The sequence below is a fragment of the Pantoea nemavictus genome (assembly GCF_037479095.1).
GTDB lineage: Bacteria > Pseudomonadota > Gammaproteobacteria > Enterobacterales > Enterobacteriaceae > Pantoea > Pantoea nemavictus.
Genome location: NZ_JBBGZW010000001.1, coordinates 2623897 through 2645426 on the forward strand (window position 1 = coordinate 2623897; position 21530 = coordinate 2645426).

Consider the following 21530-nt stretch of genomic DNA (forward strand, 5'->3'; position numbering starts at 1 on the left):
GACTGAAAGGAACTCACCGTAATGAATCACAGCTGCCATAGCGGCAACCCAACTTCTGGTAATGGCGTCTGGCTGGCGTTATTGGTGGCTGTCACATTTTTTATGGAGAATCTCGACGCCACGGTTATTGCAACCGCGATCCCCCAAATGGCCAAAGATTTTAGCGTTAGCCCGGTTGAACTGAATATCGGCATTAGCGCCTATCTTCTCGCCGTGGCCATCTTTATCCCCATCAGTGGTTGGCTGGCTGGTCGCATTGGTGCCCGATACGTTTTCGCTGGTGCGATTCTGCTATTTACGCTTGCTTCAATAATGTGTGGTCTGAGTAACGATTTAGCGATGTTCACTTTAAGCCGGGTGCTGCAAGGTGTTGGTGGCGCGCTAATGGTACCGGTTGGTCGAATGGTGGTACTCAGGATGACGGCCAAAAAAGACATGGTGAAAACCATCGCGTTTATATCATGGCCTGGATTGATTGCTCCTGTGCTGGGACCGCCGTTTGGTGGCCTAATCGTGACTTACAGCCATTGGTCATGGATATTCTGGCTGAATATCCCTTTAGGTCTTATCGCCCTCGTCGCGACATTTTTCCTCGTGCCGCAAACCAAAGATGTTATCAAGCGTCACTTTGACGTGAAGGGCTTTATTTACACGGCAGCGGCGTGCGTGATGCTGATCGTTGGATTGGAGTTTCTTGGTCACAGCAAAGTTGAAAGCGGCTTTATGTTGATCGCTGGCGGCATCTTATTTGGTCTACTTACTTTCCGTCACAGCCTGAACCATAGACATCCGCTATTGCCTTTTAATGTCATGACGATTACCACATTCAGAAGCGCAGTAATAGGCGGTTCATTCTTCCGGGCATCCATTAATGCCATTCCGTTTTTGTTACCCTTGTTGTTTCAGATCAGTTTTGGCTGGAGCGCGGTAGAGGCAGGCTCAATGGTGCTATGGGTCTTTGCGGGGAATCTTGCAATGAAGCCTGCGACTACCTGGCTAATGAAACGGTGGGGCTTTAGACGCTTACTGTTAGGGAATGGAGTTATAAGTCTATTCGCTATTTTGAGTTGCGCGATGCTGGATCCGGGCATGGGCTATTTCACTATTGCTTTAATATTATTTGTCGGGGGACTTACGCGCTCCCTCCAGTTCAGTTGCTATAACAGTCTTGGCTTCGCGGATATACCTCAGGAAAAGATGAGTGATGCATCCGTAATTTTTAGTATTTTCTTCCAGTTCGCAATGAGCGCAGGCATAGCTATCTCAGCACTGGCGCTGCGAATGTCGATGCTGTGGAATCACCATCACTCACCACTGCAAGCGGATGTTAAGTTGGCTTTTATCGGGGTATCACTCCTGGTGATATTTTCCATGATTGATGTCTATCGGCTTGAGAGAAACGCAGGTGAGCAGGTGCTTAATTAATTGAGAACGGAGAGGGAGTTGAATGGCCATTGCAAAAAAACACGTATTCATTGCTCATTCGAGCAGAAGCGAAACAGCAATCACCGAAGTTTGACAAAACCTGAGGTTTGGTTGACAGATGTCATAATGATTGCAATTATTTACGCCAACGAGAAAAGGGCATCAGCGCTAACTGATACCCTTTCTTGAAGATTTTTATGTTCAATCTTGGATGTTGCATCTACACATGCAGCCATCGTTGCTTTGAACACCATCTTCGTTTAGACACCCGTTAGAGATCTCACTTCTAACCAGTGTGCTTCGATGTATGGTGCCCGGACGCGGAATCGAACCACGGACACGGGGATTTTCAATCCCCTGCTCTACCGACTGAGCTATCCGGGCAACGGGGCGCATTAAACCTTAATGGCTCTCAGTCGTCAACGGCTTTCGTCAAAAAAGCGTAGCAATCGTGATTGATTGCTTGCTTTTCAGACAAGATGGATAAAAAGGCTACGCCAGTGCGCCGTTCTGACGACACAGCGCAATGCCGAGCACATCTTCCGCTAAGCGGCGCGCCGTTTCCACATCCTGTACATTGCGTTTCACCAGCAGCTTGCTCAGACAACCTTCCAGAATCAGCTCCATCTGATCGGCCACCATGGTGGGATTATCCAGCGCTAAATCGACCAGGATTTCGTGGGTAAACTGCCATGAGCTGCGTTTTTGCTGTTCAGCTAACTGATGCACAGGGTGATCGGGCTGGGGATAGAAGCTGCACGCGGCGATGAACAGGCAGCCGGGAAAGCGGCTTTTGCTAACGTATTCACTTAATACCTGGTAGCGTGCCAGCAGCTTTTGTTCGGCGCTGAGATGTTCATTAAGCTGCACCTGGCGGCGCCAGCTATCGATTTGCTGGCCATGATAGCGCAGCGCATCGTACAGCAGGGCATCACGATCGGGCCAGAAGCGCGTTAACTGCTCTGCTTCCAGACCGCTTTCACCCGCCAGCTGCGTTAAAGACGTGGTGGCGGCCAGGCCGCTCTGTTCGAGCACATTCAGCGCATGCTCGAGTATTTGTTCACGTTGCAAGTGACTCTCCTCTGGAATGCGGGCCCGCTCGCGGACAAACGGGCAGTGTCCTGCAGACAGTGTCGTTTAACGCGACACATTGTGCAAATGCGCGCGGAAATCGGCGGCGTTGAGGAAGCCGGTGACACGCGAATCGGGAATCTCTTTGCCTTGCGCATCGAAGAACAGAATGGTCGGCAAGCCTAAAACCTGCAGATGCTGCAACAGCGCGTTATCCTGCGCGTTGTTGGCGGTAACGTTGGCTTGTAGCAGCTGCACCTGGCTCAACGCGCTGCGCACGCCATCATCGCTGAAGGTATATTTCTCGAACTCTTTGCAGGCGACGCACCAGTCGGCATACAAATCGACCATGGTGATACGGCCTTGCGCCTGCTGCAGCGCGTTATCGAGCTGCTCGCTGCTGGTAATGGTCTGGAACGGCAAATGCGCCACGGTTTGCACACTGCTGCTGCCGAATGCCCAATCCTGTAAGGGGCGAGCACTCACCAGCGCGGCGGCCAGCATGATGATTTGCAGCACGCGCCATTTGCCGGTCGCCCGCAGGCTGAGGCTGAATGCCCAGGCAAAAAACGCCACGCCGAGCAGACTCCACAGACGCAAGCCCCAAACGTCGCCAATCACCCGCTCCAGCAGGAACACCGGCAGCGCCAGAATCACAAAGCCAAAGCCCTCTTTGACCGTTTGCATCCACGGCCCGCTTTTCGGCAGCAGCTTATTACCAAACATCGTCACGGCAATCAGCGGCAGGCCCATCCCGAAGGCATACAGCCACAGCGTGCCGGCCCCGGCCCATAGATTTCCGCTCTGTGCGATATACAGCAGAATGGCGCTGAGCGGTGCGGTGGTGCAGGGGGAACAAATCAGCCCAGCCAGCGCGCCCATCATAAAGACGCCCGGCAGCGATCCGCCTTGCTGACGATTGCTCCACAAGGTGAGGCGGGTTTGCAGGCCAGAGGGCAACTGCAGCGAGAACAAGCCAAACATCGACAGCGCCAGCACGATGAACAGCGCCGATAGGCCAATCAGCACGTAAGGATGCTGTAGCGCCGCCTGGAAGCGTAGTCCTGCTGCCGCAACGACCATGCCGAGCACGGTGTAAGTCAGCGCCATGCCCTGCACATAGACCATTGCCAGCGCGAACAGACGGCCCATCGAATAGCGGCGCGGGCCACCCAAAATGATGCTGGAGATCAGCGGATACATCGGCAGTACGCACGGCGTGAAGGCCACGCCGATACCAATCAGCAGTGCCCACAGCGGAGAAAACGGCAGCGGCGTACTTTGATGGGTTGGCTGCGCGCGGGCAGCGGGCGCATCCTGATTGGCGGCCACCGCGCTGAGCGGCACACTGCGGGTTTCGGGCGGATAGCAGAATCCGGCGGCGGCGCAGCCCTGATACGTCACGGTGACGGTCGCGCCGGCATCGGCCTGGCGTAGGGTGACCGGCAGCTGCAGATCCTGCGGATAGATTTCACTTTTCCCGTAAAACTCATCTTCATGCGGCTGGCCCGGCGGCAAGCTCAGCGGAGCAATCTGCGCTTTTTGCGGCGTGACGTGAATTTGCTGGCGATAGAGATAGTAGCCATCTTTCACTTTCCAGCTCAGCGTCAGCTGATTTCCCTGCTGGCTGAAATCGAAGCCAAATGCCTGATCAACCGGCACAAAGCGGCTGTTGTTATTGGGAGAGAAAAGTGAGGCTTGTGCCGAAAGGCAAAAGGTCAGTGCCAGGCAAAAGCCGGCAAGGCGTAAAAGTCGAGCAGCCATAACGAATGAATTAGCTCCGGTGGCGAATAGGCCGCGATGATAGCACGGCCGCCTCGCCACGAGGTTTTCAGGATGTAACGGCGCTACAAAATCAGGCTACCAAACAGGAAACCAAACGCCACCGAGAAGGCAATCGCCAACACGCCGGGGATAATAAAGGAGTGGTTAAACACAAACTTACCGATACGGGTTGAGCCGGTATCATCCATTTCCACCGCAGCCAGCAGCGTTGGATAGGTTGGCAGCACGAACAGCGCGGAAACGGCGGCAAAAGATGCTACCGCCGCCAGCGGCGATACACCGAGCATCAGCGCGGCGGGCATTAGCGCTTTGGTGGTAGCGGCCTGCGAATAGAGCAGCGTGGCGGCGAAGAACAGCACCAGCGCTAGCATCCATGGATAACCTTGCAGCATGTCACCAGCCAGGTTTTGAATATCGGCCAGGTGCGCTTTGACGAAGGTATCACCCAGCCAGGCTACGCCCATCACGCAGATACAGGCGCTCATGCCTGATTTGAAGGTACTGGCGCTGAGAATCTCACCGGTATCGACTTTGCAGGTCAGGCAAATCAGCGTGGCAACGGTTAGCATAAACACCACGATGGCTTCGTTGCGCGGCAGCACCGGATTGCTGATGAGGCCCACGCTGTCGCTGATGGCGGTGGCGTAGAGCACCACGGCGGCGATACCGATCAGGAACAGCAGCACCGCGCGTTTCGCGCCCGGTTTGATGTCATACACCTGCTCGCCGCGCAGTTTCACTTCGCCTTTGGCTACACGCGCCTGGTAAACCTCATCATCCTTTAACTCCTTGCCGAGGAAACTGGTGATGATGGCAGCACAGAAGATCGCCGCCATGGTGGAGGGCAGCGCCACGCCGAGCAGCGCCAGATAACTCACCCCGTGCGGCTCGAGAATCGAGGCGAAGAACACCACCGCTGCCGAGAGCGGCGAAGCGGTGATGGCGATCTGCGAGGCGACAACTGCTATCGACAGCGGGCGCGAAGGGCGCACGCCTTGCTCTTTCGCCACTTCGGCAATCACCGGCAAGGTAGAGAATGCGGTGTGACCGGTACCGGCCAGCAGCGTCATGACGTAAGTGACCAGCGGTGCGAGGAAGGTGACGTAGCGGGGATGGCGGCGCAGCAGGCGCTCTGCTAATCCCACCAGATAATCAAGACCGCCGGCGATCTGCATCGCGGCAATCGCGGCAATCACCGCCATGATAATTTCGATCACATCGAAAGGAATGGCACCGGGCTTTAAACCGCAAAACAGCGTCAGCGCCAGCACACCTAAACCGCCCGCGAAACCAATGCCGATGCCGCCAAGACGTGCACCGAGCCAGATCGCCAGCAGGACAATAACCAACTCCACTACTACCATTCGTTCCACTCCCTGAGCCGTGGAAAAATCCCGACTCTTAAAGTTGTAGCCGCCAAAATGAAAAAAGCACGCCGCATTGTATCGGGGCGTGCTTTTGGCAACTTGATCCGGAGCGGATTACTGTTCGTTTTCGTCGGTATAGCGTTTGGCTTTGTAGGTTGGATGCATCAGGTTTTGGATGGAGAAGATATCGTCCAGCTCGGCTTCCGTCAGTAAACCGCGCTCCAGCACCACTTCACGCACGCTCTTGCCGGTTTCAGCACAAATCTTACCGACGATATCGCCGTTGTGATGGCCAATATACGGGTTGAGGTAAGTGACGATACCAATCGAGTTAAACACGTAGGCTTCACACACCGCTTTGTTGGCGGTAATGCCGTTGACGCATTTTTCCAGCAGATTAAAGCAGGCGTTTGTCAGAATGCTGATTGACTCAAACAGCGCCTGGCCAATCACCGGCTCCATCACGTTAAGCTGCAACTGGCCCGCTTCAGACGCCATGGTGACGGTGATGTCGTTGCCGATCACTTTGAAGCACACCTGATTCACCACTTCCGGCACCACCGGGTTCACTTTGGCCGGCATGATAGATGAACCGGCCTGCAGTTCTGGCAGGTTGATTTCATTCAGGCCAGCGCGTGGACCGGAGGAGAGCAGGCGCAAATCGTTACAGATTTTCGACAGTTTCACCGCCAGACGTTTCAGCGCGGAGTGCACCATCACGTAGGCACCGCAGTCGGAGGTGGCTTCAATCAGATCTTCTGCTGGCACCACCGGCAGATTACTCACTTCTGCCAGACGCTGTACCGCCAGCTGTTGATAGCCATCAGGTGTGTTAAGACGCGTACCGATGGCCGTGGCGCCGAGGTTCACTTCCAGCAGCAGTTCGGCGGTGCGCAGAATACTGCGGGTCTCTTCATTCAGCAGCACGTTAAACGCGTGGAACTCCTGGCCAAGCGTCATTGGCACCGCATCCTGCAACTGGGTACGGCCCATTTTCAGGATATTTTCGAACTCGACGGCTTTGCGCTGGAAGCCTTCGCTGAGCTGGCTGATGCCGTCTAGCAGTTTCAGGATTGAGGCATAAACCGCGATGCGGAAACCGGTTGGATAAGCATCGTTGGTCGACTGACACTTATTCACGTGATCGTTGGGATTGAGGTACTGGTATTCCCCTTTCTGGTGGCCCATCAGCTCCAGGCCGATGTTTGCCAGCACTTCATTGGTGTTCATGTTGACCGAGGTGCCCGCGCCGCCCTGATAGACGTCCACCGGGAACTGATCCATGCATTTGCCGTTATTGAGCACCTCATCACAGGCCTGAATAATGGTGTTTGCGATGTTGCGGGGAATGGTTTGCAGCTCTTTGTTGGCGAGCGCGGCTGCTTTCTTCACCATCACCATACCGCGGACAAACTCAGGTATGTCACTGATTTTGTTATTACTAATATAGAAGTTTTCAATCGCACGCAGAGTATGAACACCGTAATAAGCATCTGCTGGAACTTCGCGCATGCCTAAAAGGTCTTCTTCGATACGAATGTTGTTCGCCATGATTACCTTCTTATTATTGCTGCCTTGTTACTACCGGGCGTCCGAAGGGACGGGCGGCAATTAACGTGCAGGTGAAGCGATTATATTGTCGTGGAATGTCAGCGCCGACATATTATCCATCTTCACGCTGACGGGCACGATCATATTCTGATGTTACAGAATTGTTTGTGCACAGATCACTTTACGGGCATTTGCAGGCCCAGCGGTAATAACGATATGTGATGTACTTCGCAATTTTAAGTCAGTGGGAAAAAAATGGCAGGATCGGTTGAAATCGGCGCCGCAAATGCCCATCTCTATCAGTACGGTCATGCAGACCCTCCCTTTCTGCTGTCTGGCAATTTGCGAGGCAGCTCCAACTCACAGGAGAATTCGGTGCGCTGGTTACCGTTAGTGATTTTTTTTGTATTGGCCTGGATTGAAATCTCAATCTTCATCCAGGTTGCGCATGCGCTGGGCGTGCTGCTCACCATGCTGTTGGTGATCTTCACCTCATGTATTGGTGTGTCGCTGGTGAAAAATCAGGGCATGAAGAACTTCCGACTGATGCAGGAGAAGCTGGCGCGCAATGAGAGCCCGGCGGCAGAGATGACCAAGAGCGTTTCGCTGATCATCTCCGGTTTCCTGCTGCTGTTGCCGGGTTTCTTTACCGACTTCCTCGGCCTGCTGCTGCTATTGCCGCCGGTGCAGAAGCATTTGACGCTAAAGCTGATGCCGCATCTGCGCGTGTGGCGCGGACCGGGCGCGGGCCCCGACGCGGGCTTCACCATGGACGGTGAGTATGAGCGCAAGGATCAGGACAAGATTGGCCACGATAAAGACCAATAAACATGACAAGGCGGCGCAAGCCGCCTTTTTGCTGCATTTTTCGCCATCTGTTGCAGAAACGAAAATATTTATATTTTTTACCCTTGAAAGCCCACTTATTGCCCCTATCTCTTCCAGCACGAGGCCGGAAGCCATGCAGTCCGGTTCTAACCCAAAAAATGAATGATTGGACTTCTCAAAGGAGAGCTATCAAATGAAAATTCGTCCATTGCACGATCGCGTCATCGTCAAGCGTAAAGAAGTTGAAGCTAAATCAGCGGGCGGCATCGTGCTGACCGGTTCAGCTGCCGGTAAATCTACCCGCGGTGAAGTCCTGGCTGTTGGCAAAGGCCGCATCCTGGAAAACGGTGAAGTTAAGCCACTGGACGTAAAAGTGGGTGATCTGGTGATTTTCAGCGAAGGCTACGGTGCTAAGACCGAGAAAATCGACAACGAAGAAGTTCTGATCATCTCCGAAAGCGACATCCTTGCAGTTGTTGAAGCGTAATTTACGCGTAATTCACTGAACGAAACGAATTTAAGGGATATTTGAAATGGCAGCTAAAGACGTAAAATTCGGTAATGACGCACGCGTGAAAATGCTGCGTGGCGTAAACGTACTGGCAGATGCAGTAAAAGTTACCCTGGGCCCGAAAGGCCGTAACGTGGTTCTGGATAAATCTTTTGGTGCACCGACCATCACTAAAGATGGTGTTTCTGTTGCGCGTGAAATCGAGCTGGAAGATAAGTTCGAAAACATGGGCGCACAGATGGTGAAAGAAGTGGCCTCTAAAGCGAACGACGCAGCAGGCGACGGCACCACCACTGCAACCGTACTGGCTCAGGCGATCATCACCGAAGGCCTGAAAGCCGTTGCAGCGGGCATGAACCCGATGGATCTGAAGCGCGGTATCGATAAAGCCGTTATCGCCGCTGTTGAAGAGTTGAAAACCCTGTCTGTGCCTTGCCAGGATTCACGCGCAATTGCCCAGGTGGGTACCATCTCTGCTAACTCTGACGAAACCGTCGGCACCCTGATTGCTGATGCAATGGACAAAGTGGGCAAAGAAGGCGTTATCACCGTTGAAGAAGGCACCGGCTTGCAAGACGAGCTGGACGTGGTTGAAGGTATGCAGTTCGACCGTGGCTACCTGTCGCCGTACTTCATCAACAAGCCAGAAACTGGCGCAGTTGAGCTGGAAACCCCGTTCATCCTGCTGGCTGACAAGAAAATCTCTAACATCCGCGAAATGCTGCCTGTGCTGGAAGCAGTTGCTAAAGCCGGTAAGCCGCTGCTGATCGTTGCAGAAGACGTGGAAGGTGAAGCGCTGGCAACGCTGGTGGTTAACACCATGCGCGGTATCGTGAAAGTGGCTGCGGTTAAAGCGCCGGGCTTCGGCGACCGTCGTAAAGCGATGCTGCAGGATATTGCTATCCTGACCGGCGGTACCGTTATCTCTGAAGAGATCGGTATGGAGCTGGAGAAAGCGACGCTGGAAGATCTGGGTCAGGCAAAACGCGTTGTGATCAACAAAGATACCACCACCATCATCGATGGCGTGGGCGATCAAGGTGCTATCTCTGGTCGCGTAACGCAGATTCGTCAGCAGATCGAAGAAGCGACCTCTGATTACGACAAAGAGAAACTGCAGGAGCGCGTAGCGAAACTGGCAGGCGGCGTTGCCGTACTGAAAGTGGGCGCAGCAACTGAAGTTGAAATGAAAGAGAAGAAAGCACGCGTTGAAGATGCCCTGCACGCGACCCGTGCTGCGGTTGAAGAAGGTGTGGTTGCGGGTGGTGGTGTGGCGCTGGTTCGCGTTGCAGCGAAAATCGCCGCATCTGGCCTGAAAGGCGATAACGAAGACCAGAACGTGGGTATCAAAGTTGCGCTGCGCGCAATGGAAGCGCCACTGCGTCAGATCGTGTCTAACGCCGGCGAAGAGCCATCTGTCGTTGCCAACAACGTGAAAGCGGGCGACGGTAACTACGGTTACAACGCGCAGACCGAAGAGTACGGCAACATGATCGACTTCGGTATCCTGGATCCAACCAAAGTGACGCGTTCTGCACTGCAATACGCTTCATCTGTGGCTGGCCTGATGATCACCACCGAAGCAATGGTCACTGACCTGCCAAAAAGCGACGCACCTGATTTAGGCGGCGCTGGCGGTATGGGTGGCATGGGCGGAATGGGCGGCATGATGTAATTGCCCCTGACTGCTTAAGTCATCTGGAAAACCCTCGATCGGAAACGGTCGGGGGTTTTTCTTTTGCGGGGGAACAAGGTATAAGTAAGGGCGCAATACTTCGGCTTTACGGGTTTAGGGCAATGAATGTTCAGAAAAAAAGTGCGCTTTTCTGCTACGCTGCCGCCCGACACTGATGATAATAAATGGGGATTACAATGCGGATTAACCTCTTGCTCGGACTGGCAGTGGGAACTTTACTGCTGGCGGGCTGTAGCAGCTCCAATCAACTGAGTGCTGGCGGCGAACGTGTGACCTTCGTCGACCAACAACCAGCCAGTCAATGTCAGCTGCTGGGAACGCTTACCGGCTCACAGAGCAACTGGCTAACCGGTTCAGGCGGTGAAGGCAGTTCACTGCGTGGCGCGGCTAACGACCTGCGCAACCGCGCGGCAGAGATGGGCGGCAACGTGATTTATGGTGCCACCAGCCCGACGCAGAATCTGCTGTCTGCTTTTGCCCCGCTGGACAGCAAAATGTCTGGCCAGGTGTATAAGTGCCCGTAAGCTGTCGTCGTAAAAAAAAGCCGCTGATGCGGCTTTTTTTATTCCTGGCGCAACTGTAAATCCAGCGGCGTCTTGCTTGGCTCTCCACCAATCTCACGTGCCAGTTTAGGCACCATGTAGCCTGAAACCATTGCCAGCAGCTGACGCATCAGTCCGCGCGCTTCTTCATCCGCAACATAGAAGTGCGCCGCGCCTTGCACCTTATCCAGCACGTGCAGGTAGTAGGGCAGAATGCCGGCATCAAACAGCGCATTGCTCAAGTTTGCCAGCGCCTGCGCATCGTCATTCACACCACGCAGCAGCACGCTCTGGTTGAGTAATGTTACGCCCGCACGCTTTAGCATCTGCATGCCGTAACGCAGTTCGTCGTCAATCTCTTGCGCATGGTTAATGTGGCTTACCATCAACACCTGCAGACGTGTGTCTGCCAGAATCTGACACAAACCTTCGGTGATACGTGCCGGAATCACCACCGGTAAGCGGCTGTGAATGCGCAGGCGTTTGAGGTGGGGGATTTTTTCCAGCGCGGCAACCAGCCAGGCCAGCTCATGATCTTTTGCCATCAGCGGGTCGCCGCCGGAGAAAATTATCTCATCCAGTTCAGGATGGGTGGCGATGTAATCAATCGCGGCTTGCCAGTTACGCTTGTTGCCCTGGTTATCCTGGTAGGGGAAATGCCGGCGGAAACAGTAGCGGCAATTGACGGCGCAACCGCCTTTTACCAGCAGCAGCGCACGATTTCTATACTTATGCAGTAAACCAGGTACCACGCTGCTTTGTTCATCGAGCGGATCGGTGCTATAACCTGGCGCATCAATAAATTCCTGACGGCTGGTGATGACTTGCAGTAGCAACGGGTCCATTGCATCGCCTTTTTTCATGCGTGCGATGAAGGCGCGCGGTACGCGCAGGGCGAAAAGCTTGCGTGCATCAGCGCCTGCAGCCAGATCTGTATGTTGATCCAGAGCTAAAAGTTGCAGTAATTCAGCAGGTTCGGTCACAACATCAGCGAGTTGCTGCAACCAATCTTCTCTGACGGGGGGATTTAGGGTTACAATGTGTGCCATTTTTTTGGCTATTTACCAGTTCAATATTTACAGAGGGCCTTTATGGCGACTTATCTTAGCAACGATTTCCGTCCCGGTCTTAAAATCATGTTCGAAGGCGAACCTTATGCCATCGAAGCCAGTGAGTTTGTTAAGCCGGGTAAAGGCCAGGCATTTGCACGCGTAAAAATGCGTCGTCTGCTGACCGGTTCTCGCGTTGAGAAAACCTTCAAATCTACTGACTCTGCCGAAGGCGCAGACGTTCGTGATATGACGCTGCAATACTCTTACAACGACGGCGACTTCTACTACTTCATGCACCCGGAATCTTTCGAGCAGTATCAGATCGAATCTAAAGTGCTGGATGATGTGACCAAGTGGCTGCAGGACAACGCTGATTGTATCGTTACCCTGTGGAACGATAAAGCGATCGCCGTTCAGCCGCCGAACTTCATCGAAGCTGAAGTGGTCGAAACCGATCCAGGCCTGAAAGGTGACACCGCGGGTACTGGCGGTAAGCCAGCAACGCTGTCTACCGGCGCGGTTATCAAAGTGCCACTGTTTGTGCAGATTGGCGAAGTAGTAAAAGTAGATACCCGTTCTGGCGAATACGTTTCACGCGTAAAATAATCGTCAAATCAGGCGCATCGGTGATGCGCCTTTTTTCTCTCTCAGAGTTCAGAAAAATGAAAAAGATGGCAAAGTTTGCTGTTTTTGCGTTGCTGGTCGCCTCCGCTTTGAGCGCCTGCAACACTTTTCATGGCTTTGGTGAAGATGTCTCGCATTTAGGCGGCGCCATCTCACACGCAGCTGAGAAATAATTCGCTGCCACTTCTCTTTTTTACTCCGCCCATCCGCAGTTTTACAGATCGAGACTATGCTTTAAGAGCTGTACTTTTACTGCAACCAAAAAGGATATGGCTATGTTAAAGAAAAGTATTGTTGCGATTTTTTCCGTGCTGGTGCTCTCATCCGTTCTGACCGCTTGCAACACCACACGTGGTGTTGGCGAAGATGTTTCGGCGGGCGGCAAGGCAATTCAGCGCAGCGCACAGTAAGATATTCCGGTGCGAAAGCTGCTTTCGCACCGGTTCTCATCTCTATTTCTGCTCAACCCAAATCAGCTCATCAACCGGGAATCCGGCACTTCTGGCCTGTTCAACCAAACGCTGTTTAATGCTTTCATCCAATTGAGGCGTGCGCGACAGAATCCATAGGTAACTGCGATTGGGTCCACAGACCAGTGCATAGCGATAGTCTGGATCTAGCGCAATCACGTTGTAACCGCCGTAGAACGGACCAAAGAATGACACTTTAAGCGAGGCGCGCTGTTTATCGCCGGTGAAATAGGCTTTGCCGACGCTCTCCTGCCAGCGTTGCTTGGGTTGATTGAAGCCGCGGTTTACCACTTTTAAGCCGCCATCTTCGCGCGGGCTATAATTGGCCGTGACCTGCTGTAAACCGCGTTCAAAGCGGTGATCAAGGCGGGCGATTTCATACCATTGACCGAGATAACGTTGGCTATCAAAGCCCTCTACCACCGTGACGCCCTTGGGCGGTGTGGTCGAGCAGGCCACAGAGAGAAAAGCGCTGAGGCTGGCGAGCAGGGTTTTCCATGGGGACATTGTGGGATTCCTTTACGATTTTAATGAGTTAAGTATAGCCGCCCGTGACCAAAATGTTGGCTGTGCCAGCCGCCTTTGCTGCGTCGTTGTTTGCCATCGTCAATGCGGGTAGACTTCCACCCCTTATCTGTATGAGGAGTCATCAACATGAGCGAAACGGCAAGCTGGCAGCCGAGCGCATCTATTGCCAATTTGTTGAAACGCGCCGCTATTATGGCGGAAATACGGCGTTTCTTTGCCGATCGCGGCGTGCTGGAGGTCGATACCCCGGCGATGAGTCAGGCGACCATTACGGACATTCATCTGGTACCCTTCCAGACGCGTTTCGTTGGGCCGGGCGCTGCTGAAGGGCGCGATCTCTGGCTGATGACCAGTCCGGAATACCACATGAAGCGCCTGCTGGCAGCGGGTAGCGGACCGATTTATCAAATGGGCCGTAGCTTCCGTAATGAAGAAGCGGGGCGTCACCACAACCCAGAGTTCACTATGCTGGAGTGGTATCGTCCGCATTACGATATGTACCGCCTGATGAACGAGGTGGACGATCTCATGCAGCAGGTGCTGGAGTGTGACAGCGCCGAATCCCTGTCGTATCAACAGGCGTTTATTCGTCATCTGGAGATCGATCCGCTGTCTGCTGATAAAGCGCAGCTGCGCGAAGTGGCGGAGAAGCTGGGCGAGGGCGAGTTAGCGAACCGTGAAGAAGACCGCGATACGCTGCTGCAGCTACTATTTATGCTGGGCGTTGAGCCAAAAATCGGGATTGATAAGCCGTGCTTCGTCTATCACTTCCCGGCCACGCAGGCGGCGCTGGCTGAGATCAGTACTGAAGATCACCGCGTCGCTGAGCGCTTTGAGGTTTACTACAAAGGTATTGAGCTGGCGAACGGTTTCCGTGAGTTAACTGATAGCCGTGAACAGCGTCAGCGCTTTGAGCAGGACAATCGTCGTCGTGCCACGCGGGGCCTGCCGCAACATCCTATCGATACCAACTTGCTGGATGCACTGGCGCACGGTATGCCGGCTTGTTCCGGCGTGGCGTTGGGGGTCGATCGTTTGATTATGCTGGCGCTGAAAGCCAGTTCATTAAGCGAAGTGATCGCCTTCCCGGTCGATCGCAGTTAAACCCTATGGGCGCGTAAGCGCCCTTATGGTGTCGTGGTGGTGGGCGCGGTTACTTCCGGGAACTCCTGAATGGTTACCGGCAACGTCATTTTCTTTTCATTGCGCAATATCTGCACGTCAATCACCGAACCTGGGCGAATTTCTGCCACCTGATCCATGGTTTCCTGCGCTGAGAGCGCGGTTTTGCCATTCACCTCAAGCAGCACGTCATTAGCCTGAATCCCGGCGCTATCGGCGGGGCCACCTGGCGTAACATCGCTGACAATGATGCCCTGAACGCGATCGAGGTTATTCCCCTGGCCGTGCAGCGGCGGCAGTTCGCGACCGGTGATGCCAATGTATCCGCGAATCACCCGACCATCACGAATCAGCTTATCCATGATTTTGCTCGCCAACGCGGTAGGAATGGCGAAACCAATCCCTTCTGGCGTCTCGCCATCGCTGCTTTTATCAAACGTCAGCGTGTTAATGCCCATCAATTCGCCGAGCGAGTTAATCAACGCGCCGCCTGAATTGCCTTGATTGATGGAAGCATCGGTTTGCAGGAAGTTTTGTCGGCCAGATGAGCTCAGGCCAACGCGTCCGGTGGCACTGATAATGCCTTGCGTCACGGTTTGGCCGAGATTGTACGGATTGCCGATGGCCATCACCACGTCGCCGATGTGTGCGATACGTTTGGCGTTAATTGGGATCACCGGCAGGTTTGACGCGCTGATTTTCAGCACCGCTAAATCGGTCATGGCATCAGAGCCCACTAACGTGGCTTCGAAGAAACGGCCATCCTGCAGCGCGACGATGATCTGATCGGCGTTGTTAATGACGTGTTTGTTGGTCAGGATATAACCTTTGCCGTTCATGATCACGCCAGAACCGAGCGTGGTGATACCGCGATTGTTGTTGCCGTGGGCGCTGCGGTTATAGACATTGACGACCGCGGGCACGGCACGTCGCACACCCTGATTGAAACTGACGGGTGCTTCATCATCGCTATTGTCATGCTCAAAGGTGATATTGCTGCCCATACGCAGCGCAGGGATCGCGACGAGCAGTAAGCCAGCCACGATCAGGCCCATCACCACAGAACGCAAAAGTTTAAGAAACATGGTGTTATTTCAAGCCAGGTGAGATCGCAGGGCAGAATAGCATGAGAAAGGCGGACAAACACCTGCTTGTCCGCCTGATGCGAGGATTATCGCAGAAGCAGGTAAATACTTTCGTCGCCGCGCACCACGTTCAGTGCCAGCACCGGTGGTTTGCCTTCCAGCACTTTGCGCATTTCGGCAATCGATGCCACGCGATTGCGGTTCACACCGATGATCACATCGTCTTTCTGCAAACCAACTTGCTCCGCTGGCGTGCCTTTTTCGATGGCATCGACTTTCACGCCTTTATCACCGGTTTTAGTCGCGCCGTCGCTCAGCGTTGCGCCTTGCAGTGCTGGAGACATCAGCTGCGCGCTGGCGGTAGTCTGCGCGCTTTGTTCCAGCGTGACGGTGACATTTACCGGTTTGCCTTCACGCAGCAGGCCGATCTTCACGTCCTGGCCCGGCGGTGTTGTACCCACTTTGACACGCAGCTCGGCAAAGCTGGTAATCGGCTTATCATTGATGGAGGTAATAATATCGCCGGCTTTAATGCCCGCTTTCTCGGCGGCAGATTTCGGCAGCACTTCCGAAACAAAGGCACCGCGTTGCGCATCAACGTTAAACGCTTTGGCGATATCGGCGGTCATTTCCGTGCCTTTAATGCCCAGCTGGCCGCGCTTCACTTCGCCGAACTGGATAAGTTGCTGCGCGAGATTCATCGCCATATTGGCTGGGATCGCGAAGCCAATACCGATGTTGCCGCCGCTGGAAGCCAGAATCGCGGTGTTAATACCAATCAGCTCGCCATTCAGGTTAACCAATGCACCGCCGGAGTTGCCGCGGTTAATTGCGGCATCGGTCTGGATAAAGTTCTCCAGCCCTTCCAGATTCAGGCCGCTACGACCCAGCGCAGAGATGATGCCGGAGGTGGCCGTCTGACCAAGGCCAAAGGGATTACCGATAGCCACCGCAAAATCACCCACTTTCAGCGAGTCTGAATCGGCGATTTTCACCTGGGTAAGGTTTTTTGCGCCCTCAATTTGAATCAAAGCGATATCGGTCTGCTCATCATGACCAATCAGCTTGGCATCGTATTCGTTGCCGTCGCTCAACTGCACATTGATTTTGTCTGCGCCGTTCACCACGTGATTGTTGGTAAGGACGTAACCTTTCGCGGCATCGATAATCACACCGGAACCCAGCCCTTCAAACGGCTGCGGTTGGGATTGTCCCGGCGCCTGGCCAAAGAAGCGTTTCAGCGGCTCGGGGATATCTTGCGCCTGCTGGCCGGAATCGGTGCCCTCAACATGCACACTGACTACCGCAGGCAGAACTTTCTCCAGCATCGGTGCCAGGCTTGGCAATGCTTGTCCCTGAATCTGGGCGGGTAGCGTGGCCAGCGCGCTCGGTGCCGCGGCCAGACTCATGCCAATGCTCAAGGCTAATGCGCTCAACAGTCGTGCTTGTTTTTTCATTGCTACAACGCTCTCGCTGCGAAAAGAAAAGGGGATAAAAAAGTGTGACAGTCTTTTGGGGCAAGGGTTCGACAAACAAAAAGGGCACAGCCAAGCTGTGCCCCAAAAGGATTAATTACGCGGTGTGCGATCGCTACCCCGTAACAGGCCGGATGCGCCTTCAGAGTAATCGCGCGGCATTTGTACCGGCGCCTGATCGTTATCCGCTTCGGCTTCCGTTAACTGGTAGGCAAACGGATTTTTCTCGCCTGGCAGATTTGGCAGCAGGTCGTTTGACCCTTTCGCCATGTGCTGATACAGCTGGCGATAATCATGCGCCATGTTGTCCAGCAGCTCGGCACTGCGTGCAAAGTGGTTGGTGAGCTCCTCGCGGTAATCCGCCAGCTCAGCCTTCGATTTTTCCAGCTCATACTGCATGCTACGCTGCTCACGCAGCTTCTTGTTGCCAAAACGCATCACTACCGCGCCGACAATAATGCCAATCACTAAACCAATCAGCCCGTATTCCCAGGTCATAATGACTCCCGTGTAATTTCCGTTGTTTCGTAGGGCATTGCTTCTGCTGCAACATCAACTTCAATAGCAGCCACTATACCCAATAATCTATTGGAAGTGGAACTATCGGGCTGCATAGCATAGTGTAGAGCGGCCTAATTTTCGTCAACCGACCCGTGAATCGGACTTTTTCAGGGATTCTGAGAGAACCATGCAAACCTCATCTCCGCTTGCCCGCTATGAGCAGGCGCTGTCGCAGGGCGAATTCCGCCCGGATGACGTACAACGAGAAGCGATTACCCGCTTAGATGCCATCCAGCAAGGATTGATTGCCCGTCAGCAACACGTTGAACCGGAAGCAAAAGGTCTGTTTGGCCGCTTATCTAAGATGATCAATAAAGAGAAAAGCACCCGCGATGCGCCGGTGCGCGGCCTCTATATGTGGGGTGGCGTTGGGCGCGGTAAAACCTGGGTGATGGACCTGTTTTTTCAGTCAATTCCTGGCGATCGTAAGCTGCGTCTGCATTTCCACCGCTTTATGCTGCGTGTCCATCAGGAGCTGACGCAACTGCAAGGCCACAGCGATCCGCTGCTGATTGTCGCCGATCGCTTTAAAGCGGAAACCGACATTCTCTGTTTTGATGAATTTTTTGTCTCGGACATCACCGATGCCATGCTGCTCGGCACGCTAATGGAAGCGCTGTTTGCGCGCGGTATTTCGCTGGTCGCGACCTCAAATATTCCGCCGGATGAACTCTACCGCAACGGCTTGCAGCGTGCGCGTTTCCTGCCTGCCATCGAACAAATCAAACGTCATTGCGAAGTGATGAACGTTGACGCCGGTATCGACTACCGCTTACGTACCTTAACGTCGGCACATTTGTGGAATTTCCCGCTGAACGATGCCACGCATAGCGAAATGGAGCGCATGTTCCGCGCGCTGTCAGGCAAAGCACGTGAAGATGCGCCGGTGCTGGAAATTAACCATCGGCAGATGCCGACGCTCGGCGTGCATGAAGGCGTGTTGGCGATTGATTTCCTGACGCTATGCGGCGAAGGGCGCAGCCAGCATGACTATATTGAGCTATCACGCCGTTTTCATAGCGTCTTGCTGTATGATGTGCCGGTGATGATTTATAAGACCGAAGATCAGGCGCGTCGCTTCCTTGCGCTGGTCGATGAATTCTACGAACGCCACGTGAAACTGGTGGTGGCGGCAGAAACGTCACTGTTTGAAATTTATCAGGGCACACGCTTGAAGTTTGAGTATCAACGCTGCTTGTCGCGTTTGCAGGAGATGCAAAGCGAAGAGTATTTGCGTCTGCCGCATCTGCCCTGATGACGTGGCAGAAATCGCAGGATTTAGATGCAAAAAGGTTCGATCTTTGAGTTCGACTTCTCTATAATCTTGCGACCCCACGTTACAGCATCGGTTTTCTTTCCCAAGAACTCGATGTGATCCGGTAACTCACTTGAAGGGGTGGCTTGCTGGGCAAAATGGTCGTGTGAGCCTCAATCGTTTACTTAGCGTTTGGGATTTCACCAACGTGTAACTTTTTATTTGGGTAAGCTTTTCAATGAAAACTTTTACAGCTAAACCAGAAACCGTACAGCGTGACTGGTATGTTGTTGACGCAACGGGCAAAACCTTGGGTCGCCTGGCGACTGAACTGGCGCGCCGTCTGCGTGGTAAGCACAAAGCGGAATACACTCCGCACGTTGATACCGGTGATTACATCATCGTTCTGAACGCAGAAAAAGTTGCTGTAACCGGCAACAAGCGTACTGACAAGATTTACTATCACCACACTGGCCACATCGGTGGTATCAAGCAAGCGACCTTTGCAGAGATGATCGAGCGCCGTCCTGAGCGTGTGATTGAAATCGCGGTTAAAGGCATGCTGCCGAAAGGCCCACTGGGTCGTGCTATGTACCGTAAACTGAAAGTTTACGCAGGCAACGAGCACAACCACGCGGCGCAGCAACCGCAAGTTCTTGACATTTAATCGGGATTATAGGCAATGGCTGAAACTCAAAACTACGGCACTGGTCGCCGCAAAAGCTCTGCCGCTCGCGTCTTCATCAAGCCGGGTAGCGGTAACATCGTAATTAACCAGCGCTCTTTGGAGCAGTATTTCGGTCGCGAGACTGCACGCATGGTCGTGCGTCAGCCGCTGGAACTGGTTGATATGGTTGGTAAATTTGACCTGTACATCACCGTTAAAGGTGGTGGTATTTCTGGTCAGGCTGGTGCGATCCGTCACGGTATCACACGCGCTCTGATGGAGTACGACGAGTCTCTGCGTTCTGAACTGCGTAAAGCGGGCTTCGTTACCCGTGATGCGCGTGAAGTTGAACGTAAGAAAGTCGGCCTGCGTAAAGCACGTCGTCGTCCGCAGTTCTCCAAGCGTTAATTGTATGCTGCTTCGGCAGCGGCAGTTGGCTCAAAAAACCCGCTTCGGCGGGTTTTTTATTATCTGTATTTATGATTTTTTCCCACGAAAAACGCGAGCTTTACCCGCATTTTGCCCGCAAATCATCATGCCCGCCCCACAAGCTGCTTAAAATCTGGTAAACTCACTGTCACTTTGCGCCTGCGAGACGCAGCGTTGTGCTTGTCGTTCCTGTCCGGAAGACCGGGCGATGCTTCTAACGCTGACGGTAGGCGAATCTGATGAGCCGGTGAGTCGCCGCGTGGTTGGCTATTCGCAGTATCTTTTTGTGAACAAACTTGGAGGTTTTCATGGCTGTCGCTGCCAACAAACGTTCGGTAATGACGCTGTTTTCTGGTCCGACTGACATTTTCAGCCATCAGGTACGTATTGTACTGGCTGAGAAGGGCGTCAGCGTGGAGATCGAGCAGGTTGAAACGGATAACCTGCCGCAGGATCTGATTGACCTCAACCCGTATCGCACCGTACCTACGCTGGTCGACCGTGAACTGACGCTGTACGAATCACGCATCATCATGGAATACCTCGATGAGCGTTTCCCGCATCCTCCGCTGATGCCGGTTTACCCGGTGGCACGTGGTGAAAGCCGTCTGATGATGCATCGCATCGAGCAGGATTGGTATAGCCTGATGCGCACCATCGAAACCACCAACGGTGCAGAAGCCGATGCAGCGCGTAAGCAACTGCGTGAAGAGCTGCTGGCCATTGCGCCACTGTTCGCACGCACGCCGTTCTTCATGAGTGAAGAGTTCAGTCTGGTGGATTGCTATCTGGCACCGCTGTTATGGCGTCTGCCGCAGATGGGTGTTGATCTGTCTGGCGCGGGTTCTAAAGAGCTGAAAGGCTACATGACACGTGTGTTTGAGCGTGACTCTTTCCTTGCGTCACTGACGGAAGCAGAACGTGAAATGCGCCTGCAAGCTCGGGGCTAACGTATGGAAATGTCGCAACTAACGGCGCGTCGTCCCTATCTGCTGCGAGCGTTCTATGACTGGTTGCTTGATAACCAGCTGACGCCGCACCTGGTGGTCGACATCAATCTGCCTGGTGTGCAGGTGCCGCTGGAGTATGCGCGTGATGGACAGATCGTTTTGAACATCGCGCCGCGTGCGGTTGGCAATCTTGACCTCGCCAATGATGAAGTGCGTTTTAATGCGCGTTTCGGCGGTGTACCGCGTCAGGTTTCTGTGCCGATGGCTGCGGTTCTGGCCATTTATGCCCGTGAAAACGGCGCTGGTACCATGTTTGAACCGGAACCGGCCTATGAGCTGGCGACGGACGAACAAGAAGCTGGCGGTCAGGAAGAGACGATGATGTCTGTGATTGATGGCGATCGTCCGGACGATGCGACTGACGACGATCACTCGCCAGATGATGAGCCGCCACCGCGTGGCGGACGACCTTCACTACGTGTAGTGAAGTAATACGTCTGAGAGTGAGAAATAAAAAACGGGCCGATTGGCCCGTT

23 protein-coding genes and 1 tRNA gene are annotated in these 21530 nt (G+C 53.8%); 14 read left to right on the forward strand and 10 right to left on the reverse strand.

All coding sequences use genetic code 11. From position 1 onward, the window contains the following. Positions 1–21 precede the first annotated feature (21 nt). The gene (locus WH298_RS11950) at positions 22–1425 is read left to right on the forward strand and encodes an MFS transporter (protein WP_180822949.1); all 1404 of its coding nucleotides are present in this window, start codon (positions 22–24) and stop codon (positions 1423–1425) included. Positions 1426–1733: 308 nt separating this feature from the next. Here WH298_RS11950 and WH298_RS11955 read toward each other — a convergent pair. From WH298_RS11955 to aspA, 5 genes are all read right to left on the reverse strand, one after another. Next, positions 1734–1809, reverse strand: a tRNA-Phe gene (locus tag WH298_RS11955). Between the two features lie 108 nt (positions 1810–1917). Then, on the reverse strand, positions 1918–2496 hold the full coding sequence (dicD, locus tag WH298_RS11960; protein WP_007886581.1) for a division control transcriptional repressor DicD: 579 nt from the start codon (positions 2494–2496) through the stop codon (positions 1918–1920). A 66-nt stretch (positions 2497–2562) separates the two neighbouring features. Next, the gene (locus WH298_RS11965; RefSeq protein WP_180822950.1) at positions 2563–4260 is read right to left on the reverse strand and encodes a protein-disulfide reductase DsbD; all 1698 of its coding nucleotides are present in this window, start codon (positions 4258–4260) and stop codon (positions 2563–2565) included. 83 nt (positions 4261–4343) lie between these two features. Then, positions 4344–5645, reverse strand: coding sequence for an anaerobic C4-dicarboxylate transporter (locus WH298_RS11970; RefSeq protein WP_180823720.1), 1302 nt, complete (start codon positions 5643–5645; stop codon positions 4344–4346). A 117-nt stretch (positions 5646–5762) separates the two neighbouring features. Further along, a complete protein-coding gene (aspA, locus tag WH298_RS11975; protein WP_007886584.1) occupies positions 5763–7199 on the reverse strand; it encodes an aspartate ammonia-lyase in 1437 nt (478 codons plus the stop codon). A gap of 375 nt (positions 7200–7574) precedes the next feature. Between aspA and WH298_RS11980 the strand changes: the two genes are divergently transcribed. From WH298_RS11980 to WH298_RS11995, 4 genes are all read left to right on the forward strand, one after another. Then, positions 7575–8027, forward strand: coding sequence for an FxsA family protein (locus WH298_RS11980; RefSeq protein WP_036620254.1), 453 nt, complete (start codon positions 7575–7577; stop codon positions 8025–8027). Between the two features lie 193 nt (positions 8028–8220). Then, a complete protein-coding gene (locus WH298_RS11985) occupies positions 8221–8514 on the forward strand; it encodes a co-chaperone GroES (protein WP_008104420.1) in 294 nt (97 codons plus the stop codon). A 46-nt stretch (positions 8515–8560) separates the two neighbouring features. Beyond that, positions 8561–10213: a chaperonin GroEL gene (gene groL / locus WH298_RS11990; RefSeq protein ID WP_007886587.1), complete on the forward strand. Its 1653-nt coding sequence runs from the start codon at positions 8561–8563 to the stop codon at positions 10211–10213. Positions 10214–10410: 197 nt separating this feature from the next. Next, complete coding sequence (locus tag WH298_RS11995) at positions 10411–10758, forward strand: DUF4156 domain-containing protein (protein WP_007886588.1); 348 nt, start codon at positions 10411–10413, stop codon at positions 10756–10758. Positions 10759–10796: 38 nt separating this feature from the next. Here WH298_RS11995 and epmB read toward each other — a convergent pair whose 3' ends face one another. Further along, positions 10797–11825 (reverse strand): EF-P beta-lysylation protein EpmB, encoded by a 1029-nt coding sequence (gene epmB / locus WH298_RS12000; protein ID WP_049851343.1) that lies wholly within the window; start codon positions 11823–11825, stop codon positions 10797–10799. 42 nt (positions 11826–11867) lie between these two features. Between epmB and efp the strand changes: the two genes are divergently transcribed. From efp to WH298_RS12015, 3 genes are all read left to right on the forward strand, one after another. After that, positions 11868–12434, forward strand: coding sequence for an elongation factor P (gene efp, locus WH298_RS12005; protein WP_007886590.1), 567 nt, complete (start codon positions 11868–11870; stop codon positions 12432–12434). A gap of 56 nt (positions 12435–12490) precedes the next feature. Further along, the gene (locus tag WH298_RS12010; RefSeq protein ID WP_180823721.1) at positions 12491–12625 is read left to right on the forward strand and encodes an entericidin A/B family lipoprotein; all 135 of its coding nucleotides are present in this window, start codon (positions 12491–12493) and stop codon (positions 12623–12625) included. 102 nt (positions 12626–12727) lie between these two features. Next, positions 12728–12862, forward strand: coding sequence for an entericidin A/B family lipoprotein (locus WH298_RS12015; protein WP_007886592.1), 135 nt, complete (start codon positions 12728–12730; stop codon positions 12860–12862). 42 nt (positions 12863–12904) lie between these two features. Here WH298_RS12015 and WH298_RS12020 read toward each other — a convergent pair whose 3' ends face one another. Then, positions 12905–13429, reverse strand: coding sequence for a lipocalin family protein (locus WH298_RS12020; protein WP_007886593.1), 525 nt, complete (start codon positions 13427–13429; stop codon positions 12905–12907). Between the two features lie 147 nt (positions 13430–13576). On the opposite strand from WH298_RS12020, the gene epmA reads away from it, so the two are divergent. Next, positions 13577–14554, forward strand: a complete 978-nt coding sequence (gene epmA / locus WH298_RS12025) for an elongation factor P--(R)-beta-lysine ligase (RefSeq protein WP_180822951.1) — start codon at positions 13577–13579, stop codon at positions 14552–14554. 23 nt (positions 14555–14577) lie between these two features. On the opposite strand, the gene degS is transcribed toward epmA, so the two are convergent. The 3 genes from degS to zapG all read right to left on the reverse strand — a co-directional run bounded on the left by degS (position 14578) and on the right by zapG (position 17630). Next, on the reverse strand, positions 14578–15657 hold the full coding sequence (gene degS, locus WH298_RS12030; RefSeq protein WP_180822952.1) for an outer membrane-stress sensor serine endopeptidase DegS: 1080 nt from the start codon (positions 15655–15657) through the stop codon (positions 14578–14580). An 86-nt stretch (positions 15658–15743) separates the two neighbouring features. Then, positions 15744–17114, reverse strand: coding sequence for a serine endoprotease DegQ (degQ, locus tag WH298_RS12035; RefSeq protein WP_007886596.1), 1371 nt, complete (start codon positions 17112–17114; stop codon positions 15744–15746). 111 nt (positions 17115–17225) lie between these two features. Further along, positions 17226–17630 carry a Z-ring associated protein ZapG gene (zapG, locus tag WH298_RS12040; protein WP_007886597.1) on the reverse strand — a complete coding sequence of 135 codons (405 nt, stop codon included), beginning with the start codon at positions 17628–17630 and terminating at the stop codon, positions 17226–17228. 190 nt (positions 17631–17820) lie between these two features. Here zapG and zapE point away from each other — a divergent pair, with 190 nt between their 5' ends. The 5 genes from zapE to sspB all read left to right on the forward strand — a co-directional run bounded on the left by zapE (position 17821) and on the right by sspB (position 21486). Beyond that, the gene (zapE, locus tag WH298_RS12045) at positions 17821–18948 is read left to right on the forward strand and encodes a cell division protein ZapE (RefSeq protein ID WP_180822953.1); all 1128 of its coding nucleotides are present in this window, start codon (positions 17821–17823) and stop codon (positions 18946–18948) included. Positions 18949–19186: 238 nt separating this feature from the next. Continuing rightward, the gene (rplM, locus tag WH298_RS12050; RefSeq protein WP_007886599.1) at positions 19187–19615 is read left to right on the forward strand and encodes a 50S ribosomal protein L13; all 429 of its coding nucleotides are present in this window, start codon (positions 19187–19189) and stop codon (positions 19613–19615) included. A gap of 15 nt (positions 19616–19630) precedes the next feature. Next, positions 19631–20023, forward strand: a complete 393-nt coding sequence (gene rpsI / locus WH298_RS12055; RefSeq protein WP_007886600.1) for a 30S ribosomal protein S9 — start codon at positions 19631–19633, stop codon at positions 20021–20023. A 329-nt stretch (positions 20024–20352) separates the two neighbouring features. After that, positions 20353–20994 (forward strand): stringent starvation protein SspA, encoded by a 642-nt coding sequence (sspA, locus tag WH298_RS12060; protein ID WP_007886602.1) that lies wholly within the window; start codon positions 20353–20355, stop codon positions 20992–20994. A gap of 3 nt (positions 20995–20997) precedes the next feature. Next, on the forward strand, positions 20998–21486 hold the full coding sequence (gene sspB / locus WH298_RS12065; RefSeq protein WP_049851347.1) for a ClpXP protease specificity-enhancing factor: 489 nt from the start codon (positions 20998–21000) through the stop codon (positions 21484–21486). The last annotated feature ends 44 nt before the right edge of the window (positions 21487–21530 follow it).